The organism is Streptomyces sp. NPDC015532 (genome assembly GCF_043078065.1).
Lineage (GTDB): Bacteria > Actinomycetota > Actinomycetes > Streptomycetales > Streptomycetaceae > Streptomyces.
This window is the reverse complement of sequence record NZ_JBIBSY010000030.1, coordinates 1-18,359: the sequence shown is the minus strand read 5'-3', so window position 1 is coordinate 18,359 and position 18,359 is coordinate 1. Positions and strand designations below refer to the sequence as shown.

At 70.6% G+C, this 18,359-nt stretch carries 16 protein-coding genes; 6 read left to right on the top strand and 10 right to left on the bottom strand.

The window, feature by feature from the left end; all coding sequences use genetic code 11:
* Positions 1–7 precede the first annotated feature (7 nt).
* A complete protein-coding gene (hemB, locus tag ACF07B_RS42440) occupies positions 8–1,000 on the top strand; it encodes a porphobilinogen synthase (protein WP_392182876.1) in 993 nt (330 codons plus the stop codon).
* 58 nt (positions 1,001–1,058) lie between these two features.
* Here hemB and ACF07B_RS42435 read toward each other — a convergent pair whose 3' ends face one another.
* Complete coding sequence (locus tag ACF07B_RS42435; protein ID WP_392182875.1) at positions 1,059–1,793, bottom strand: DUF4232 domain-containing protein; 735 nt, start codon at positions 1,791–1,793, stop codon at positions 1,059–1,061.
* A 198-nt stretch (positions 1,794–1,991) separates the two neighbouring features.
* Between ACF07B_RS42435 and ACF07B_RS42430 the strand changes: the two genes are divergently transcribed.
* The 3 genes from ACF07B_RS42430 (at position 1,992) to ACF07B_RS42420 (ending at position 5,821) form a co-directional block, all read left to right on the top strand.
* Positions 1,992–3,434 carry a helix-turn-helix domain-containing protein gene (locus tag ACF07B_RS42430; protein ID WP_392182874.1) on the top strand — a complete coding sequence of 481 codons (1,443 nt, stop codon included), beginning with the start codon at positions 1,992–1,994 and terminating at the stop codon, positions 3,432–3,434.
* A 74-nt stretch (positions 3,435–3,508) separates the two neighbouring features.
* Positions 3,509–4,411, top strand: coding sequence for an SAM-dependent methyltransferase (locus ACF07B_RS42425; protein ID WP_392182873.1), 903 nt, complete (start codon positions 3,509–3,511; stop codon positions 4,409–4,411).
* Between the two features lie 174 nt (positions 4,412–4,585).
* Positions 4,586–5,821 (top strand): PLP-dependent aminotransferase family protein, encoded by a 1,236-nt coding sequence (locus ACF07B_RS42420; protein ID WP_392182872.1) that lies wholly within the window; start codon positions 4,586–4,588, stop codon positions 5,819–5,821.
* Between the two features lie 217 nt (positions 5,822–6,038).
* Here ACF07B_RS42420 and ACF07B_RS42415 read toward each other — a convergent pair whose 3' ends face one another.
* Both ACF07B_RS42415 and argS read right to left on the bottom strand, forming a co-directional pair.
* Entirely contained in the window at positions 6,039–6,917 is an 879-nt protein-coding gene (locus ACF07B_RS42415; RefSeq protein ID WP_392182871.1) for a DUF4253 domain-containing protein, read from the bottom strand.
* Between the two features lie 135 nt (positions 6,918–7,052).
* Complete coding sequence (argS, locus tag ACF07B_RS42410; protein WP_392182888.1) at positions 7,053–8,822, bottom strand: arginine--tRNA ligase; 1,770 nt, start codon at positions 8,820–8,822, stop codon at positions 7,053–7,055.
* Positions 8,823–8,999: 177 nt separating this feature from the next.
* On the opposite strand from argS, the gene lysS reads away from it, so the two are divergent.
* Positions 9,000–10,742, top strand: a complete 1,743-nt coding sequence (lysS, locus tag ACF07B_RS42405) for a lysine--tRNA ligase (protein ID WP_392182870.1) — start codon at positions 9,000–9,002, stop codon at positions 10,740–10,742.
* Positions 10,743–10,848: 106 nt separating this feature from the next.
* On the opposite strand, the gene ACF07B_RS42400 is transcribed toward lysS, so the two are convergent.
* The 3 genes from ACF07B_RS42400 to ACF07B_RS42390 all read right to left on the bottom strand — a co-directional run bounded on the left by ACF07B_RS42400 (position 10,849) and on the right by ACF07B_RS42390 (position 14,313).
* A complete protein-coding gene (locus ACF07B_RS42400) occupies positions 10,849–12,204 on the bottom strand; it encodes a DUF2637 domain-containing protein (RefSeq protein WP_392182869.1) in 1,356 nt (451 codons plus the stop codon).
* A 225-nt stretch (positions 12,205–12,429) separates the two neighbouring features.
* Complete coding sequence (locus tag ACF07B_RS42395) at positions 12,430–13,335, bottom strand: DUF3558 domain-containing protein (RefSeq protein ID WP_392182868.1); 906 nt, start codon at positions 13,333–13,335, stop codon at positions 12,430–12,432.
* A 147-nt stretch (positions 13,336–13,482) separates the two neighbouring features.
* Complete coding sequence (locus ACF07B_RS42390) at positions 13,483–14,313, bottom strand: DUF3558 domain-containing protein (protein ID WP_369486643.1); 831 nt, start codon at positions 14,311–14,313, stop codon at positions 13,483–13,485.
* Between the two features lie 202 nt (positions 14,314–14,515).
* Between ACF07B_RS42390 and ACF07B_RS42385 the strand changes: the two genes are divergently transcribed.
* Positions 14,516–15,709: an RtcB family protein gene (locus ACF07B_RS42385; protein WP_369486642.1), complete on the top strand. Its 1,194-nt coding sequence runs from the start codon at positions 14,516–14,518 to the stop codon at positions 15,707–15,709.
* 41 nt (positions 15,710–15,750) lie between these two features.
* Here the strand turns inward: ACF07B_RS42385 and ACF07B_RS42380 are convergent, their stop codons facing one another.
* From ACF07B_RS42380 to ACF07B_RS42365, 4 genes are all read right to left on the bottom strand, one after another.
* The gene (locus ACF07B_RS42380) at positions 15,751–16,551 is read right to left on the bottom strand and encodes a hypothetical protein (RefSeq protein WP_392182867.1); all 801 of its coding nucleotides are present in this window, start codon (positions 16,549–16,551) and stop codon (positions 15,751–15,753) included.
* Positions 16,552–16,810: 259 nt separating this feature from the next.
* Entirely contained in the window at positions 16,811–16,993 is a 183-nt protein-coding gene (locus ACF07B_RS42375) for a hypothetical protein (protein WP_328449608.1), read from the bottom strand.
* On the bottom strand, positions 16,990–17,757 hold the full coding sequence (locus tag ACF07B_RS42370) for an SDR family NAD(P)-dependent oxidoreductase (RefSeq protein ID WP_369486640.1): 768 nt from the start codon (positions 17,755–17,757) through the stop codon (positions 16,990–16,992). Before ACF07B_RS42370 ends, ACF07B_RS42375 begins: the two co-directional genes overlap by 4 nt.
* A gap of 58 nt (positions 17,758–17,815) precedes the next feature.
* On the bottom strand, positions 17,816–18,154 hold the full coding sequence (locus tag ACF07B_RS42365; RefSeq protein WP_369486645.1) for a YnfA family protein: 339 nt from the start codon (positions 18,152–18,154) through the stop codon (positions 17,816–17,818).
* Positions 18,155–18,359 lie beyond the last annotated feature (205 nt).

Genomic DNA, 18,359 nt, shown 5'->3' with positions numbered 1-18,359 from the left:
AGATGTCATGACGAAGTACGGATCCTTCCCCGGTACGCGTCCCCGGCGGCTGCGCACCACGCCCGTCATGCGCCGGATGGTCGCCGAGACCCGGCTGCACCCGGCCGACTTCATCCTCCCCGCGTTCGTCCGCGAGGGTGTGAGCGAGCCGGTGCCGATCGCGTCGATGCCCGGGGTCGTGCAGCACACGCGGGACAGCCTGAAGAAGGCGGCTGTCGAGGCGCTGGAGGCCGGGGTCTCCGGGATCATGCTGTTCGGCGTTCCCGACGAGGCGAAGAAGGACGCCGTCGGGACGCCCGGCACCGACCCGGACGGGATCCTCCAGGTCGCGCTGCGCGATGTGCGCGCCGAGGTCGGCGACGAGCTGCTCGTGATGTCCGACCTGTGCCTGGACGAGACCACCGACCACGGGCACTGCGGTGTGCTCGACGACCAGGGCCGGGTCGACAACGACGCGACCCTGGAGCGGTACGCCGAGATGGCCCAGGTGCAGGCCGACGCGGGCGCCCACATCGTGGGCCCCAGCGGGATGATGGACGGGCAGATCGGCGTCATCCGTGACGCCCTCGACCAGATCGGCCGCGAGGACGTGGCCATCCTGGCCTACACCGTCAAGTACTCCTCCGCCTTCTTCGGCCCCTTCCGGGAGGCCGTCGGCTCCTCGCTCAAGGGCGACCGCAAGACGTACCAGCAGGACCCGGCCAACGCGCGGGAGTCGCTGCGGGAGTTGGCGCTGGACCTGGAGGAGGGCGCCGACATGGTGATGGTGAAGCCCGCGGGCCCCTACCTCGACATCCTCGCCCGGGTCGCCGACGCGGTGGACGTGCCGGTCGCCGCCTACCAGATCTCCGGCGAGTACTCGATGGTCGAGGCCGCCGCCGAGAAGGGCTGGATCGACCGGGACAAGGCGATCATGGAGACCCTGACCGGCATCAAGCGTGCCGGCGCCCAGAACATCCTCACGTACTGGGCGACCGAGGCCGCGCTGAAGCTCCGCTAGCCTCCCCGCGGGGCGGGGAGGGGCGGTTCCGCGCGAACGCGGCCGGGGCCGCGCCCGCTCAGTACGCGAGCGCGTCGTCCAGGTCCTGCTGCCAGTACGTCACCGTGAGCTTGTCGTCGATGTAGACGCCCTTCGCGGGGAGGGCCGGAGTGGCGCTGCGGCCCCTGTCGAAGCCGATCTCCAGAGTCTTGGCGGTGTAGCCGTTGCCCCCGCTGCCGTCGGCGGCCGACAGCAGCACGCCAGCGTAGCCGGACTCGCCGGGGGCGAGGGTCACGACCGCCTGCGGGTGTGTCTCCTCCGCGACCGGCGGGACGGCCTGGGCCTCGGCGAACCGGGCGATCGGATAGCCGGTCAGGTCGCAGTTCCTCGTGCCGGTGTTGGTGACGGTGAGCAGCAGGTGGTTGAGCGGACGGGACACCACGGTCGCGGTGGTCTTCGTCGTGGAGCCGTCGCAGGCGACGTTCCTGGTGCCGGTCTGACCGGTGGAGCCGGTCGTGGAGCCGGTGCCGTTCTTCTTGCCGGAGCCCTGAGTGGAGCCGGCGGCCGTGGACGTGCTCTTCGAGCCGCCCGTGCCGCCCGTCGGGCTCGCGGTGCCGGTGCCTGCGGGCTTCGCCGTCGAACTCGCGTCTGCCGCCGGTCCGCTCGGCCGCGCCGGGGAAGCGGACGTGCCGGACGGGCCCGCGCTGCGTACGCCGTCGCCGTCGTCGCACGCCGTCAGAGTCAGCGCGGCGAGTGCGACCGCCGTGGCGGCGAGGAAGCGGGTACGGGCGGTACGGGCGGTGCGTGCGGACATGGTGATCCCCCTGGGGTGTCGCTGGTGGGTCTGCCGCTCGACCGGTCGGCGGGAGCGGCGTGCTTGGATGACCGAAGCGTGTGCGGTGTTCCGTCCCGGCGGCCACCATCGCCGGGGCATTCGGGACGCCGGAACGTTCGCGCAGGGTCTGAGCTGGGAAAACAGTGTCGCCCTGGAACACGGTCCGGGACGCGGGGGATGGAGGAAACGGTGGCGGGGGACGAGTTCGCGGGACTGCTGCGGGAGCTGAAGGCGAGGTCCGGGCTCAGTTACGGGACGCTCGCCAAACGGCTGCACATGAGTACGTCCACGGTGCACCGGTACGTCAACGGGGATGCCGTACCGACGGACTACGCGCCCGTGGAGCGCCTCGCGCGTATGTGCCGGGCAACTCCGGAGGAGCTGATCGAGCTGCACCGGAGCTGGGTCCTCGCGGACGCGCTGCGGAGGCAGAAAACCCCGGGCGCGGGGCCCCAGCCGGGATCGGCGGCGGCGCCGGTCGCGGTCCCGGGAGGCGACGGGGACGGCGCCGGGACGGGTACGGACGAGGGGACCGGCTCCGCCCCGGGTGGCGGGGCGGCGGCCGGGAGCGCGACGGGTTCGGTGTCACGCGTGAGTCGGGAGACCGTGGCTCCGGACCCGGACCCGGACCCGGCTTCGGCTTCGGTGTCCGTGCCCGGGACGGAGCCGGAGCGGGTTCCGGTGTCGGCGCGGGAGCCGGCGAAACGGAGCCGGCGGGCTCTGCTGCTCGCCGGTGCCGTCACCGTCGCACTGACCGCGATCGTGTCCGCCACACTGGCCGTTCACTTCGGGTCGGACGGAGGTGGCGACGACTCCAAGGGAGAGGCCGTCGCCCTCGGCGTGCCGCGGACCGCGGGGACCCGAGGCGCGCAGGGCGCCCGTTCGACGCCCGAGGCGCACCGGGGATCGGCCTCGGCGTCCGCCTCGCAGGGTGGCAGTCCCAAGGCGTCCGTCTCGTCGATCGGCGGATCCGTCCCGCCGGACAGCGCGGCCGGGGGCGGCGCGGCCGAGGATGGCGCGGGCGCACCGGCCGTCGTCGCCGACGCGTACAAGTGGGACTCCCCGTGCAGCCAGCACTATCTGGTGAACCGGGACGCCCCGCAGGTTCCGCCGCCGCCGCCGAACGAGTCGGACGCGCGCGGCTGGGTCACCGCGCTCGGCGGGGTCGCGAGCGGGGAACAGATGCTCGCCCTGACGGTGCAGGGCACGGGCAGAGCGACCGTCGTCGTGGAAGCACTGCACGTGCGGGTGGTGCGCAAGGACGTTCCACTCGCTTGGAACGACTACGTGATGGGCGTGGGCTGTGGCGGAGGTGTCGAGACGAAGTCGTTCACCGTGGACCTCGACGCGGGGCAGCCCGTGACCGCGCTCAAGGGCGGACAGCGGGACTTCCCGTACAAGGTCAGCGAGTCCGACCCCGAGGTCTTCTACGTGTTCGCGGACGCACGGGCGCACGACGTGAGCTGGTACCTGGAACTCGACTGGTCCAGCGGGACGAAGAGCGGCACGGTGCGCGTCGACGACCACGGGAAGCCGTTCCGCACGAGCGGGAACACGGGCCGGCCCGCGTACGACCATCCGCTGGGCGGCAGCGAGTGGGTATCGGCTTCCTCCGAGTGATCGGGGCGCGATCAAGTCCCTTCAGGAGTTAGGTTGTTGGCCGTTGGACGACGCGACTCTCCAGGGAGATCCCCATGTCAGGTGACGCCCTCAGCCAGGACCCCGCCGAGCTGAGAAGGAGGATCGACACCAGCAAGGCGCACCCCGCCCGGGTCTACGACGTCCTCCTCGGCGGCAAGGACAACTACCCCGTCGACCGGAACGCGGCCGCCGCCGCGCTCGCCGCGAACCCGCGCGGCTACCTCGACGTCCGGCACAACCGCGACTTCCTGCGCCGCGCCGTGACCACGCTCGCCGCGGAGAACGGCATCCGGCAGTTCCTGGACATCGGCACCGGACTGCCCACGCAGGAGAACGTCCACCAGATCGCCCAGCGGATCACCCCGGACGCGCGGGTCGTGTACGTCGACAACGACCCGGTGGTCCTGGCCCACGCCCGCGCCCTGCTCACCAGCGGACCCGAGGGCCGTACGGACTACATCGACGCGGACTTCAAGGAGCCCAAGCAGATCCTCGAACAGGCCGCCGAGACGCTCGACTTCGAGCAGCCCGTCGCCCTGGTCCTGGTCGCCATCCTGCACTTCATCGAGGACGCGGAGGCCTACCCCATCGTGCGCGGGCTCGTCGACGCGCTGCCGTCCGGCAGCCGGCTCGTCCTGAGCCACCTCACCGAGGACCTGAACGCGGAGGACATCCGCGCGGTCCAACGGACGTTCACCGAGCGGGGATTCACCTTCGTCCTGCGCTCGAAGGCCGAGGTCGAGCGCTTCTTCACCGAGAACGGCCTGGTCCTGGACGAGCCCGGTGTCGTCCCCGCCCACCACTGGCACCCCGACGGCGGCACCCCGGCCCCCGAGACCGCCGAACCCGCCTTCCTCGCCACGCTCGACGTCGTCGACAAGGTCCGCTACCTCGACATCAGCGACGTCACGGACGCGGACATCAACGTGTACGTCGCCACCGGCGTCAAACCCTAGGCGCCGTAGGCGAGTTGTGATCCGTCCGCATCGCGGAACCGGCGGGTGTAGAGGCCACGTACCTGTCTAGGGTCGGTCAGGGGCGGCCCCGGCACGACGGGGCCGCCCGCGAGGACGCCGCCGCCGAGGCGCCGTCCCCGAGGACGCCGTGCCCAAGGACAAGGAGCCGTCACCGTGACCGTCACCGAACCCGCCGCCACGACCGCACCCGTGCCCCCGCTCGCCGCGCGAGCCACCGCGATCGGCGGTTCGCCGGTACGGGACATCCTCGCGGTCACCGCCCGCCCCGAGGTGATCAACTTCGCGGGCGGGCTGCCCGCCCCCGAACTGTTCGACACGGAAGGCATCGCCGCCGCGTTCCGGGACGTTCTCGCCGAGGAACCCGAACGGGCCCTCCAGTACTCGACGACCGAGGGCGAACCGTCGCTGCGGACGGCCCTCGCCGACCGCACGAGCGCGCGCGGACTGCCCACCGGGCCTGACGACATCCTCGTCACCACCGGATCGCAGCAGGCCCTGTCGCTGCTCGCCACCGCCCTGCTCGAACCCGGGGACACCGTCCTGGTCGAAAGCCCCTGCTATCTGGCGGCACTTCAGGCGTTCGCCTTCGCGGGGGCACGCGTGCTGGCCGTGCCGGGGGACGACGAGGGCATCGACCCCGACGCCCTCGGTGAACTGGTGGCCCGCGAGCGCCCGAAGCTGCTCTACACCGTGCCCACCTTCCAGAACCCGACCGGACGCAGCCTGCCGGCCGACCGGCGGGCCGCCGTCGCCCGCGCCGCCGCCGCGCACGGCCTGTGGATCGTCGAGGACGACCCGTACGGAGAACTGCGCTTCGAGGGCGAGCGGCTCCCGTGGATCGCCTCCCTCGACGGTGCCGGGGACCGGACGGTGCTCCTCGGCTCGTTCTCCAAGGTGATGGCGCCCGGCATGCGGCTGGGCTGGCTGCGGGCGCCCGCGGCGCTGCGGCGCGCGTGCGCCGTCGCCAAGCAGGCCGCCGATCTGCACACCCCGACCGTCAACCAGCTCGCCGCGGCCCGCTATCTGGCCGACCGCGACCTGGACTCCCACGTGGCCCAGGTCGCGGCCGTCTACCGCGAACGGCGTGACGCCATGCTCGCGGGAATCGCCGCCGCCCTCCCGGGCGGGTCCACCTGGACCCGCCCGGAAGGCGGCATGTTCCTCTGGGCCCGCCTGCCCGAGCGCTACGACACCACGGCCCTGCTCCGCCCGGTGGTGGACCAGGGCGTGGCCTACGTCCCCGGCGCCCCCTTCTACGCGGGCACTCCGGAGACGTCGACCCTGCGCCTGTGCTTCGTCACCCAGACACCGGACGAGATCACCGAGGGGCTGCGGAGGCTGGGGACGGGGCTGCGGAAGGAGCGGACGGGCTCGGGGCCGGGGAAGTAGCGGACGGGGTCGGGGTTGCCGAGGCGGTAGACGGGGACGGTGAGGCGGGAGACGGAGCCGGGGGACGTGGACGGGGTCGCGTCGCTCGGGGACGTGGACGGGGCCGCGGAGGTGGAGGGGGCCGCCCGGACCGCGTCCCGGCCGGCCGGCCGCTGGCCGGCCCGCTTTCGAGTTCCCGTTCCGGGCCGAGGAATTTTCCGGCGGCCGGGCGAGCGGCTCAGTCCCACCAGAAGGACCACACCCGCTCGTTCAGCACCTCCCGCTCGGCGTACTCGCGCAGCGTCGTGTGGTGGCCCTGGGTGATGTTGTCCGGGCAGAAGGCGAAGTGCTCGGCCGCGACCGCCTCGGCCTCCGCCACGGTCGTCGGCGGGGCCGCCACGGAGAGCACCAACTGGTCGAAGGTCAGGGCCACCACGCGTATCCCGAAGCGGTCCTCCCAGGAACGGAGCACGGCGCACAGACGCGCCACGTCGTTCTCGTGGTTCAGCGGTCCCGCCCAGCCGAGCGCCGCCGGGATGTCCGCACTGCGGCGCGCCGGGACGAGGGCGAGCCGCGCTTCCTTCAGCCATGAGCCGGGGTCCGCGAGGGCCTCGGCGATCTCCGCCGCGCGGGTGTCCGGGTCCGTGTCCGGCGGGGTGGCGGCCGCCAGGCCCGGCCATACGGGGCCGTACGGGGCGACGGTCACGTCGTAGGGGTCCGGCTTGCCGAAGAGGCTCTCCACGACCTCTCTGCTCGCGTACTCCTTGTCACCGCCGAGTTCGTCCGCCGCGTACTGCTCCCAGAAGTCGGCCAGCACCTCGTCGGCGTCGTGATCCCCGGGGTACGACATCTCCTCGGGCATCAACTCCCAAGCCCCCGGGCCGTCGTGCGGGCCGCCCACGTCCAGCAGCACCGGCAGCAGACCCGAGGTCCGGGCGGCGGACAGGGCCGCCCAGCCGCCGGGAACCGCCCGGTCCTCGGCGTGCCACAACAGGGGCTCGTGCCACGGGCCGTCGATCGTCGCGTCGATCAGTCTCCCGGGCGGGAGTTCGAGTCCGAGCGCGCGCCCGCTCGGGTCTGCCGTCAGCCGCGGCAGCGGGTTGGGAAGGGTCGCCATGCCGGTGACTTTAGGGGCCGCCACTGACAACGCCCGGGGCGCGGTACGACAACGCCCGGGGCGCGGTACCCGGGCGCGCACACGAACGCGGCCCACACCTGGGGCGAGGCGTGGGCCGCGTTCACGAGCACGTGGTCAGAGGCGCTCGGGCGTCCTGATGCCCAGCAGGGCCATGCCCTGGTGGAGCGTGCGGGCCGTCAGGTCGCAGAGGAACAAGCGGTTCTCCGCGACCTCCTGGGCCGGCGCCGGCTTGATGACCGGGCACTGGTCGTAGAACGTCGTGTACAGCGAGGCCAGTTGGTACAGGTACGCCGCCAGCTTGTGCGGCGCGTACTCGGCGGCGACCTCGTCCAGCGTCTCGCCGAACCGGTCCAGGTGCAGACCGAGCGCCCGCTCCGCCGGGGCCAGTTCGAGCTCCGGGTGCGCCAGCGGCGCCCGCTCGCCGGCCTTGCCGAAGATCGACCGGATACGGGCGTACGCGTACTGGAGGTACACGGACGTGTCACCGTTCAGCGAGACCATCTGGTCCAGGTCGAACTTGTAGTCCCGCACGGCGGAGGTCGACAGGTCCGCGTACTTCACGGCGCCGATGCCGACGTACCGGCCGTTCTCCTCGATCTCCGGCTCGCTCAGGCCCACCTTCTCGGCCTTCTCCCGCACCACGGCCGTCGCCCGGTCGATCGCCTCGTCCAGCAGGTCGACCAGCCGGACCGTCTCGCCCTCACGGGTCTTGAACGGCTTGCCGTCCTTGCCCAGCACCGTGCCGAAGGCGAGCTGGTGGGCCTTGACGCCGTCGTTCAGCCAGCCGGCCCTGCGCGCGGTCTCGAAGACCATCTTGAAGTGCAGGGACTGCCGGGCGTCCACCACGTAGATCAGGCTGTCGGCCTTCAGGTTGACGACCCGGTCACGGATCGCGGACAGGTCGGTCGCCGCGTAGCCGTAGCCACCGTCCGACTTCTTCACGATCAGCGGCACCGGGTTGCCGTCCGGGCCCTTCACGTCGTCGAAGAACACGCACAGCGCGCCGTCCGAGCGGACCGCCACGCCCGACTCCTCCAGGAGGCGGCACGTCTCGTCCAGCATGTCGTTGTAACCGGACTCGCCGACGACGTCCGGGTCCCGGATCTCCATGTCCAGCTTGTCGAAGACCGAGTAGAAGTAGATCTTCGACTCGTCCACGAACTTCTGCCACATGGCCAGCGTCTCGGGCTCGCCCGCCTGGAGGTCCACCACCCGGCGCCGCGCCCGCGTCTTGAACTCCTCGTCGGAGTCGAAGACGGTCCGCGCCGCCTTGTAGAGCCGGTTCAGGTTCGACATGGCCTCCTCGCCGGAGACCTCGCCGCCCTTGTGGTCCAGCTCGTGCGGGTGCTCGATCAGGTACTGGATGAGCATGCCGAACTGCGTGCCCCAGTCGCCGATGTGGTGCCGGCGCACGACGGACTCGCCGGTGAACTCCAGGATCTGCACCACCGCGTCACCGATCACCGCGGACCGCAGGTGACCGACGTGCATCTCCTTGGCCACGTTCGGCTGCGCGTAGTCGATCACCGTCGTGCCCGGGTTCTTCGCGAGGGGCACCCCGAGGCGCTCGCCGTCCGCGTACCGGTCCGCCAGGTTCGCGACGATCGCCCGGTCGGTGATCGTGATGTTGAGGAAGCCGGGTCCGGAGACCTCGATGTCCTTGATCACGTCACCCGACTCGACCCGGGCCACGACCTGCGTCGCCAGCTCGCGCGGGTTCGCCTTCGCCTTCTTGGCGAGGGCCAGGATCCCGTTGGCCTGGAAATCGGCCCGGTCGCTTCGGCGCAGCAGCGGGTCCGCGGAGCCGGCCTCCGGCAGAGCTGCCGAGAGGGCGTCCGCGAGGCGCTGATGGACGGAAGCGGTGAGGGACGTGACCGAGGCCATGGAGTGGCTGCCGTTCTGCTCGGGTTCCGGAGTGTGCGCGTACAAGACAAGTACAAGCAAGTACAAGCTGAGTACAGGAAAGCCAGTATCCCACGCGGTGAAAAGCCGTTTTCGCGGTTGAGGGCCGAGCTGGGAGAATGGTCGCGTCAGCTGTACCGGCGTATGAGAAAGAAGGACGTGCGCATCGTGGCTCAGAGCACCGAGACCACCGACTGGGTCTCCCGTTTCGCGGATGAGGTCATCGAGGAGTCGGAGCGTCGGGCCCCGGGCAAACCTGTCGTCGTCGCGTCCGGGCTCTCCCCGTCCGGCCCGATCCACCTCGGCAACCTCCGCGAGGTCATGACCCCGCACCTCGTCGCCGACGAGATCCGCCGCCGCGGGCACACCGTGAGCCACCTGATCTCCTGGGACGACTACGACCGCTACCGCAAGGTCCCGGCGGGCGTCGCGGGCGTCGACGAGTCGTGGGCCGAGCACATCGGCAAGCCGCTGACCTCCGTCCCGGCCCCGGTCGGCTCCGCGTACCCGAACTGGGCCGAGCACTTCAAGGCCGCCATGACCGGGGCGCTGGCCGAACTCGGCGTCGAGTACGACGGGATCAGCCAGACGGAGCAGTACACCGCGGGCACCTACCGCGAGCAGGTCCTGTTCGCCATGAAGCACCGCGGCGACATCGACGCGATCCTCGACCAGTACCGCACCAAGAAGGCCCCCGCCAAGAAGCAGCAGGGCCAGAAGCCGGTCGACGAGGCCGAACTCGAAGCCGCCGAGGGCTCGGGCGCCGCCGCCGAGGACGACGGCAGCTCCGCCTCCGGGTACTACCCGTACAAGCCCTACTGCGGGCAGTGCGACAAGGACCTGACCACCGTCACGGCCTACGACGACACGACGACCGAGCTGTCGTACACCTGCTCCGCCTGCGGCTTCGCCGAGACCGTCCTGCTCAGCGAGTTCAACCGCGGCAAGCTGGTCTGGAAGGTCGACTGGCCCATGCGCTGGGCCTACGAAGGCGTGATCTTCGAGCCGAGCGGCGTCGACCACTCCTCCCCGGGATCCTCCTTCCAGGTCGGCGGCCAGATCGTCGGGATCTTCGGCGGCAAGCAGCCCATCGGCCCGATGTACGCCTTCGTCGGCATCTCCGGCATGGCCAAGATGTCCAGCAGCAAGGGCGGGGTCCCCACCCCGGCCGACGCGCTCCAGATCATGGAGCCGCAGCTCCTGCGCTGGCTGTACGCCCGCCGTCGCCCCAACCAGTCGTTCAAGATCGCCTTCGACCAGGAGATCCAGCGGCTCTACGACGAGTGGGACAAGCTCGCCGGCAAGGTCGCCGACGGATCGGTCCTCCCGGCCGACGCCGCCGCGTACAGCCGTGCCGTCGGCACCGCCGCCGGGGACCTGCCCAGGACCCCCCGCCCGATGGCGTACCGCACCCTCGCCTCCGTCGCCGACATCACCGCCGGCGCCGAGGACCAGACCCTGCGCATCCTGAGCGAGCTCGACCCCGAGAACCCGCTCGCGTCCCTGGACGAGGTCCGGCCCCGGCTCGACAGGGCCGAGACCTGGATCAACACGCAGGTCCCCGCCGAGGAGCGCACCGTCGTCCGCGACGAGCCCGACGCCGAGCTCCTGACGTCCCTCGACGACCAGGGCCGCGAGTCGCTGCGCCTGCTCCTCGAAGGACTGGAGGCGAACTGGTCCCTGGACGGCCTGACCCACCTCGTCTACGGCGTTCCCAAGGTCCAGGCGGGCTTCCCCGCCGACGCCACCGCCAAGGAACTCCCCGCCGAGATCAAGGTCGCCCAGCGCACCTTCTTCGCCCGGCTCTACCACCTGCTCGTCGGCCGCGACACCGGGCCGCGTCTGCCCACACTGCTGCTGGCCGTGGGACAGGACCGGGTGCGCAAGCTGCTCAGCGCGTAACCGCACACGGCACAGCCGTACGAGGAAGGGGCGCCCGGTTCTCACCGGGCGCCCCTTCCTCGTACGGCTCAGACGCTCACACCCACCCGCGCGTGCGCCGACGTGCTCACGCGATGTGGTCCTCCTGGAGCTCCGCCGTGTGGCGGTTGGTGAAGCGGTGGACCATGCGGTCGGCCTCACGCTGCGGGAGCGTGACGCGGTACGTCGCTTCCACGTCACCTCTGAACTGGCCCGAGGTCGGGTAGCTGCCGTCTATCGACTTCTTGAAGACCATGTAGTAGTCCTCCTCGGTCGGCTCCGTGCTGCCGCCCGAACCCAGCCCACGGGTACGGCCCGGGCCGGAAGGGATCGGGAAGGTGCCGGTGTCCTCCGGAGAGGGCTGCGGGGCGGGCTCGGGTTCAGGGGCCGACGGCTCCTCGTACTGCTGCCCGAACCACCGCTGCTCCTCGAACTGCTGCTGTTCCTGGAACTGCTGGGCGGACCGGAACTGCTGTTGTTCCTGGAACTGCTGCTGCTCCTGGAACTGCTCGGCCTGCTGCTGCTCCGCGTACCACTCCCGGTACGCCGCGTCCGGGTCGTAGTCGCCCTGGTACTCGATGGACTGGGGGTTCCGCGCCTGGAGCCACGGATTCTGTGGCTCGGCGTGGTCCGGCGACTCGGGGCGTTCGCCGACCTCGGGAGCGGGGCGCTGCTCGATGGGCTGGGGCTGAAGGGCCGCCGTGAGATCGGGGGTGCGACTGCTCGCGGACGCGTCGGCCGGAGCCAGGGCGGGCGCGGGCGCCGGAGGCAGCAGCGCGGGCTCTATGCCGGCCGCGGCGAGACCCGCCGGGGCCGTCTCCGCGAGGGGCACGCCGTAGCGGGCCAGACGCAGCGGCATCAGCGACTCGACGGGGGCCTTGCGGCGCCAGGCGCGGCCGAAGCGGGAGTGCAGGCGGGCCTGGTAGACCAGCCGGTCCTGCTCCAGCTTGATGACCTGCTCGTAGGAGCGCAGCTCCCACAGCTTCATCCGGCGCCACAGCAGGAACGTCGGGATGGGGGAGAGCAGCCAGCGCGTGAGGCGCACGCCCTCCATGTGCTTGTCGGCCGTGATGTCGGCTATGCGGCCGATCGCGTGGCGGGCCGCCTCGACCGAGACCACGAACAGGACCGGGATGACGGCGTGCATGCCGACACCCAGCGGGTCCGGCCAGGCCGCCGCGCCGTTGAACGCGATCGTCGCCATCGTCAGCAGCCACGCCGTCTGGCGCAGCATCGGGAACGGGATGCGGATCCAGGTCAGCAGCAGGTCGAGGGCGAGCAGGACGCCGATTCCCGCGTCGATGCCGATCGGGAAGACGTAACTGAAGTTCCCGAACCCCTTCTGGAACGCCAGCTCACGGACCGCCGCGTACGAACCGGCGAAGCCGATTCCGGCGATGACGAGCGCACCCGCGACGACCACGCCGATGAGAATCTTGTGCATCCGTGTCAGCTGTATGGGCGCGGCCACCTGTAGTCCCCTCCCTTGCGTGTTGTTGCGCGCAACAGAGTGGCACATGTGTGTGGCGTACGGATGCGCGGTATGGACGGAGTCCGGTTCCCGAGAGAACCGGACCCCCCTGACTGGCCCGCCGGAGGCCCGGATCGGGCCGTGGGCGTCGCCCCGGATCCGGCCCAGGACAGGGCGCCGGATCCGGTCCTGGCCGGGTCAGCTCTTCTTCGCCGCCGACCGCGACGGCGAGGCACTCTTGGAGCCGGTCCTGGACGCGGCCCCGGCTGCGCTCTTGGACGGTGAGGCCGACGGCGACTTCGAGGAGGACGGGGCCTTCGACGAGGAGCCCGGATCCGGAGCGCCCGTGCCCGCCGCGGCGCCGTCCCCGTTCGCGGCGGCCACCGAGGCCACCGCCTCCTTCGTGGCCTTCTCGGCCGCCTTCAGCAGAGCGGCGGAGTCCGGGCTCTTCTCACCCGCGAGTCCGGCGCCGTTGTAGTCGAGCGTCACGACCACGTTCTCGACGCGCGCCACGATCGTCTGCTGCTTGAAGGAGCCTTCCTTCTTCTTCAGGCCGTACCGCACGGCCGTCGCCTCGTCGCCCGTACCGGCGACCGGGGCGGACTTGCCGTCCAGCGCTCCCGTCACCGTCTGGGCGGCCGCGACCTGCTTCTGGAAGTACGCGTGGGCCTGGTCGTCGCCCGAGCCGCGGGCGTCCGAGTCGAAACGCAGCAGTGCCACGTTCAGCCAGCGGAACTGAGAACCCTTCACCCCGTTGTTGTCGAGGCTGGTCCAGTTGCAGTTGCCGCGCTGCTTGGGTTCGTCCAGCTTGCCGGACTTGCCCGACTTGGAGCCCTTCGGTATGAGTTCGTCCAGCGTCTTCTTCGACAGCACCGAGCAGGCGTTGGGCAGTGTCGAGTACGCGGCGGGCTGGACGGCAGGGGTCGAGGGGCTCTCGGACACCGTCGCTCCCGGAGCCGCGCTCTCGTCCTTCTGCGCGTCGTCACCGGAGCCGGAGTCCGAGGAACAGCCCGCGACGACGAGTATCACCGGGACGGCGGCCGCGCTGACAAGGATGCGGGTGAGTCGCTGTGCTCGGCCTGCTCGCTGTACTGGTCGGTGCATGGTTCCTTCACTCGTGGCGCTCGTGGTACGGCCGCACATGGGGCGTGCGACCGCTCGGGTCCGAGGGGCCACGGTACGCGGTGGGGCACCAGGGCGGTTCCCGTTCGGGGGGTTTGCGCCGGGGTGCCCCCAGGAGCCGCGCGGCCCCTAGCCGTTGAGCCGGGAGGCCAGCTCCTGGGCCAGTTTCTGCGCCCTGTCCTGCATTTCCTTGCTGTCGGGGGCATTCGCGGAAGCCGTCGGCTGCTCCGAGTATTCGATCGTCACGATCACGTTGGACGTGCGGAACACCACAGTCACCGTGCGCTGCTGGGCCGTCGACGAACCGGTGCTCAGCTTGTCGTCGAGGAACGCCTCGTCGCCGAGGTCGTCCAGGACGCGCGGCTGGAGATCGGCCGGGGGCTGCGAGGCGGAGGGGGAGGACGGGGCGCCTGAGGCGTCGCTGCCGTCCCCGGCGTTGCCGCCGCCGGCCGGGCCGACGGCGCTGCCGCTCGGGCTCGGAGTGGCGTCGCCGGACGCGGAAGCGGCGGGCTCCGGGAGGTCGGCCGCCGTCTGCCTGGCGATGTAGAGCTCGCCGGCCTTGCTCTCGTCGCTCACCGTGTTGTCGTACGAGACCACGCGCTCGAAGTCGACGAAGAGGTGATCGGTGGCGGCGGCGGAGGCCACCTTCCAGTCGCAGCCGTCGCGCCGGTCCGTGTCGTACGTGAGCGTGGCCTCGCCCTCGTACGCCTTCTCCTGCTGCGTCTCGTCGGACGCCTCCTGGATGCCGGGCAGCAGCGCGTCGAGCGTGTCGTGATCGGCCGCGCCGCACGCCTCCGGGAGGGTGCGGTACTTGCCGGGCTGGGCCACCGGGGCCGTCGTGCCCGTGTCGCCGCCCTTGGAGTCCGTGGCCGAACTCCCCACGCCCGAACCGCCCGTGCAGCCCGCCAGCACTGCCGCGAGGAGCACGGCGGCGCCAGATACATACGCCTTCCGCTGCACGGTCAGGCTCCTCTCGACGGTTCCCGACGGCGCTTCGGCCCGGGTGTCCTGTGGTTATTCGGTTGCCGCACGGGGGCGACCCCTGGAGACAATGTGTATCGCACGCACAGCCGTGGACGCCGGTCCGTTGTCCTATACGTCGACCTAGGCGCCGGTTTTGCGATTTAAGACTTCTGCTGTTTTTCTGGGGATAGAGGACGATATGTCGTACGTAGAGATGCCGGGGGCGCAGGTACCCATCCGCATGTGGGCCGACCCCGCCTCGGTCGAGGACGTCGCGCTCCGCCAGCTTCAGAACGTGGCGACTCTTCCCTGGATCAAGGGCCTCGCCGTCATGCCGGACGTTCACTACGGCAAGGGCGCGACGGTCGGCTCCGTGATCGCGATGAAGGACGCGGTGTGCCCGGCGGCGGTGGGTGTCGACATCGGCTGCGGAATGTCCGCGGTCAAGACCTCCCTCACCGCCAACGATCTGCCGGGCGACCTCTCGCGGCTCCGCTCGAAGATCGAGCAGGCGATTCCGGTGGGGCGGGGGATGCACGACTCCCCGGTCACCCCGGACGGCTTCCACGGCCTGGCCACCGCCGGATGGGACGACTTCTGGGGGCGGTTCGACGGGGTGGCGGACGCGGTGAAGTTCCGTCAGGAGCGGGCTGTGAAGCAGATGGCGACGCTTGGATCAGGAAATCATATGATCGAAACCTGTCTTGATGAGTCAGGTTCGGTCTGGCTGATGCTGCACTCCGGCTCGCGGAACATCGGCAAGGAACTCGCCGAGCATCACATCGGTGTCGCGCAGAAGCTCCCGCACAACCAGGGACTCATCGACCGGGACCTCGCTGTCTTCGTCTCCGACACGCCCCAGATGGCGGCCTACCGGAGCGACCTCTACTGGGCCCAGGAGTACGCCAAGTACAACCGCACGCTCATGATGGCGCTTCTCAAGGACGTGATCCGCAGGGAGTTCAAGAAGGCGAAGCCGACCTTCGACACGGAGATCTCCTGCCACCACAACTACGTTTCGGAGGAGCGGTACGAGGGGATGGACCTGCTCGTCACGCGCAAGGGTGCCATTCGTGCAGGCTCCGGTGAGTACGGGATCATCCCGGGCTCGATGGGCACCAGTTCGTACATCGTGAAGGGGCTCGGGAACGAGAAGGCCTTCAACTCTGCTTCGCATGGGGCGGGTCGGCGCATGAGCCGGAATGCCGCGAAGCGCCGGTTCACGACGAAGGACCTGGAGGAGCAGACGCGGGGTGTGGAGTGCCGCAAGGACTCCGGCGTCGTGGATGAGATCCCGGGTGCGTACAAGCCGATCGAGCAGGTGATGGAGCAGCAGCGCGACCTCGTGGAGGTCGTGGCGAAGCTGAAGCAGTTCATCTGTGTGAAGGGCTGATGCCGGCGAGGCCCCGGACCGGGGCCTCGCCGTTCGTTCGGTCAGGCGTCGGCGGGCAACGGGGTCTTGCCCGTCCGTAGACGCCAGAGCCGGACGTAGCAGCTCTTCTCGGTCCTGCCGAGTTCCTTGGCCGCCGCGGCGTCGTTGTTCAGTGCCAGCAGCAAGCGGTCCTCCGATGGCGTCCAGCGACGGCGGTCCGGCGCTACGCGCATGTCGGCCGGGCGCGACCAGGTGGGGAGAGACTCGACGGCGGTCCGCTTGCGGTCCAGTGACAGGCAGCCCGGGTAGTAGAGATGGGCGCCCAGCTTCTGGGCTGCTTCCTTCGTGTAAAGGATGGTGAAGACGCCGTCGCGGGCATTGCGCTTGAGGGACCGTTCTGCGCCGGTGATCCTGCCCGCGTAGAAGCACATATAGGCGCCGATGGCGGCGCTGGCGGTGGTGAGGGAGACGAAGGGAAAGCCCTTGGCCGTGAAGCCCACCGAGCCGTCCGCGTCGATCACTCCTCGGAGATAGTCGCGTTGCGCGAACGGGACGCGAGGGGGCGTGATGGTCCTGGACTTGGGGCCGTACGGCAGACCGAGTTCGTTCAGTTTCGTCCTTGCCTCAAGGGCGCACAGGGTCCAGATCGCGGACGTGTGGCTGGCGGCGAAGTTGGTCGACCGGGTGCGTCCGCTGATGTTGCTGTGGTACGGGGTCAGGCGTTGGAACTCGTGCAGAATTCCGACATCGCGAGCACTGAGCTCGACAGTCATGCGCCCTTTCTGGCCTGTCCCCTGGGAGAGGTGCCCGTCGGCTTGCAGGAAGCCGAACATGTAGGCGTAGTCGGGGACTTCGAGATCCATGAACTCTGTTGTCGCGCTGCGGGGTTCGTCCGGAGCGCAGGGGACCGCGTTAGGCTCGCGTTCAGCCATCAGGAAGGCTCACTTCCGTGCTGGTCAGGCCCCTGGCCGGGATGGCAGTCCCGGCCGGGGGCCGTCGTGTTTGATGGTGTGGCGCGAGCCTAGGTCGGGCGTTCGGAAGGCGTGCGGGTGATCGACTGACTTCACCCGTGTGAGGTATGTGCCGGGCTGCTGAGGTGGGGTGTTGCCGTCGGGTGGTGAGTCACTTCGTTGACAGGACCGCGTAGATCATGACGAAGGCCACGATGTGGATGCCGAAGAGGAAGTACGCCAGGTAGTACCAGACATAGCGTTCGCGCTTCTTCTCCAGGGCCAGGCGCGCCTGTTCGCCGGCCGGAGGCGGTGGCTTCGGCGGCTGGGGTGACGGTGACTCGTCCGTGGTCACAGTTCGCGGTGGACCTTCGTGTTCGACGCCTGGGCGCGGGGGCGGACGACGAGCAGGTCGATGTTCACGTGGCTGGGGCGCGTGACGGCCCACGTGATGGTCTCGGCGACGTCGTCGGCGGTGAGGGGCTGGGCGACGCCCGCGTAGACCTTGGCCGCCTTCTCGGTGTCGCCGCCGAAGCGGGTGAGGGCGAACTCCTCGGTCTTGACCATGCCCGGGGCCACCTCGATGACCCGGACCGGCGTGCCGACGATCTCCAGGCGCAGCGTCTCCGCGAGCACGTGCTCGGCGTGCTTGGCGGCCACGTAGCCGCCGCCGCCCTCGTACGTGCCGTGGCCCGCCGTGGAGGACAGGACGACGACCGTGCCGTCGCCGCTGGCGGTGAGCGCCGGGAGGAGGGCCTGGGTGATGTTCAGGGTGCCGATGACGTTCGTCTCGTACATCTGGCGCCACTGGGCGGGGTCGCCCGTCGCGATCGGGTCGGCGCCGAGCGCGCCGCCCGCGTTGTTGACCAGTACGCCGATCGTCTTGAACGCCGACGCGAACTCGTCGACCGCGGTGCGGTCCGTGACGTCCAGGGCGTACGCGGTCGCCTGGCCGCCCGCCGCGGTGATCTCCTCCGCCAGCGCCTCGATGCGGTCCTTGCGGCGGGCCGTGACGACGACGCGGTAGCCCTCGGCCGCGAGCTGCCGGGCCGTCGCGGCGCCGATTCCGCTGCTTGCACCGGTGATGACGGCGATACGGGACGCGGCGGCGGGGGTCATACGGCTGCTCCTTGGCGGTGTCTGTGGGTCTGCGGTCTCCGGCCAGGATAGGCGGGGGTCAGTTGCCCCCTCGGGGGGCGTACATGATCACCGCTGCTCCGGCCAGGCAGATCAGGGTGCCGGTGATGTCCCAGCGGTCGGGGCGGTAGCCGTCGGCGATCACGCCCCAGGCGAGGGAGCCGGCCACGAAGACCCCGCCGTACGCGGCCAGGACGCGGCCGAACTCGGCGTCCGGCTGGAGGGTGGCGACGAAGCCGTACAGGCCGAGGGCCATCACCCCGGCGCCGATCCAGATGCCGCCGCGGTGTTCGCGTACGCCCTGCCAGACGAGCCAGGCGCCGCCGATCTCCAGGAGTGCGGCCAGGACGAAGAGGAGAGCGGAGCGGGCGATCAGCATGGGGTCACTGTGCCAGGACGGGGCGCTGCGGCGGCGTTCGCGGGTGCGGGTTCGCTGTGCTGGCGGGTGCGGGTGCGGGTGCGGGTGCGGGTGCGGGTGCGGGTGTCGGTCGGTGCGGGTGCGTTGTGGGTCGGGGCCGTGCCGGTGCATCAGCCCGTCGCCGTTGGGTGAGGCGTGGGCGTCGGTGGCGACGGGCATCGATGTA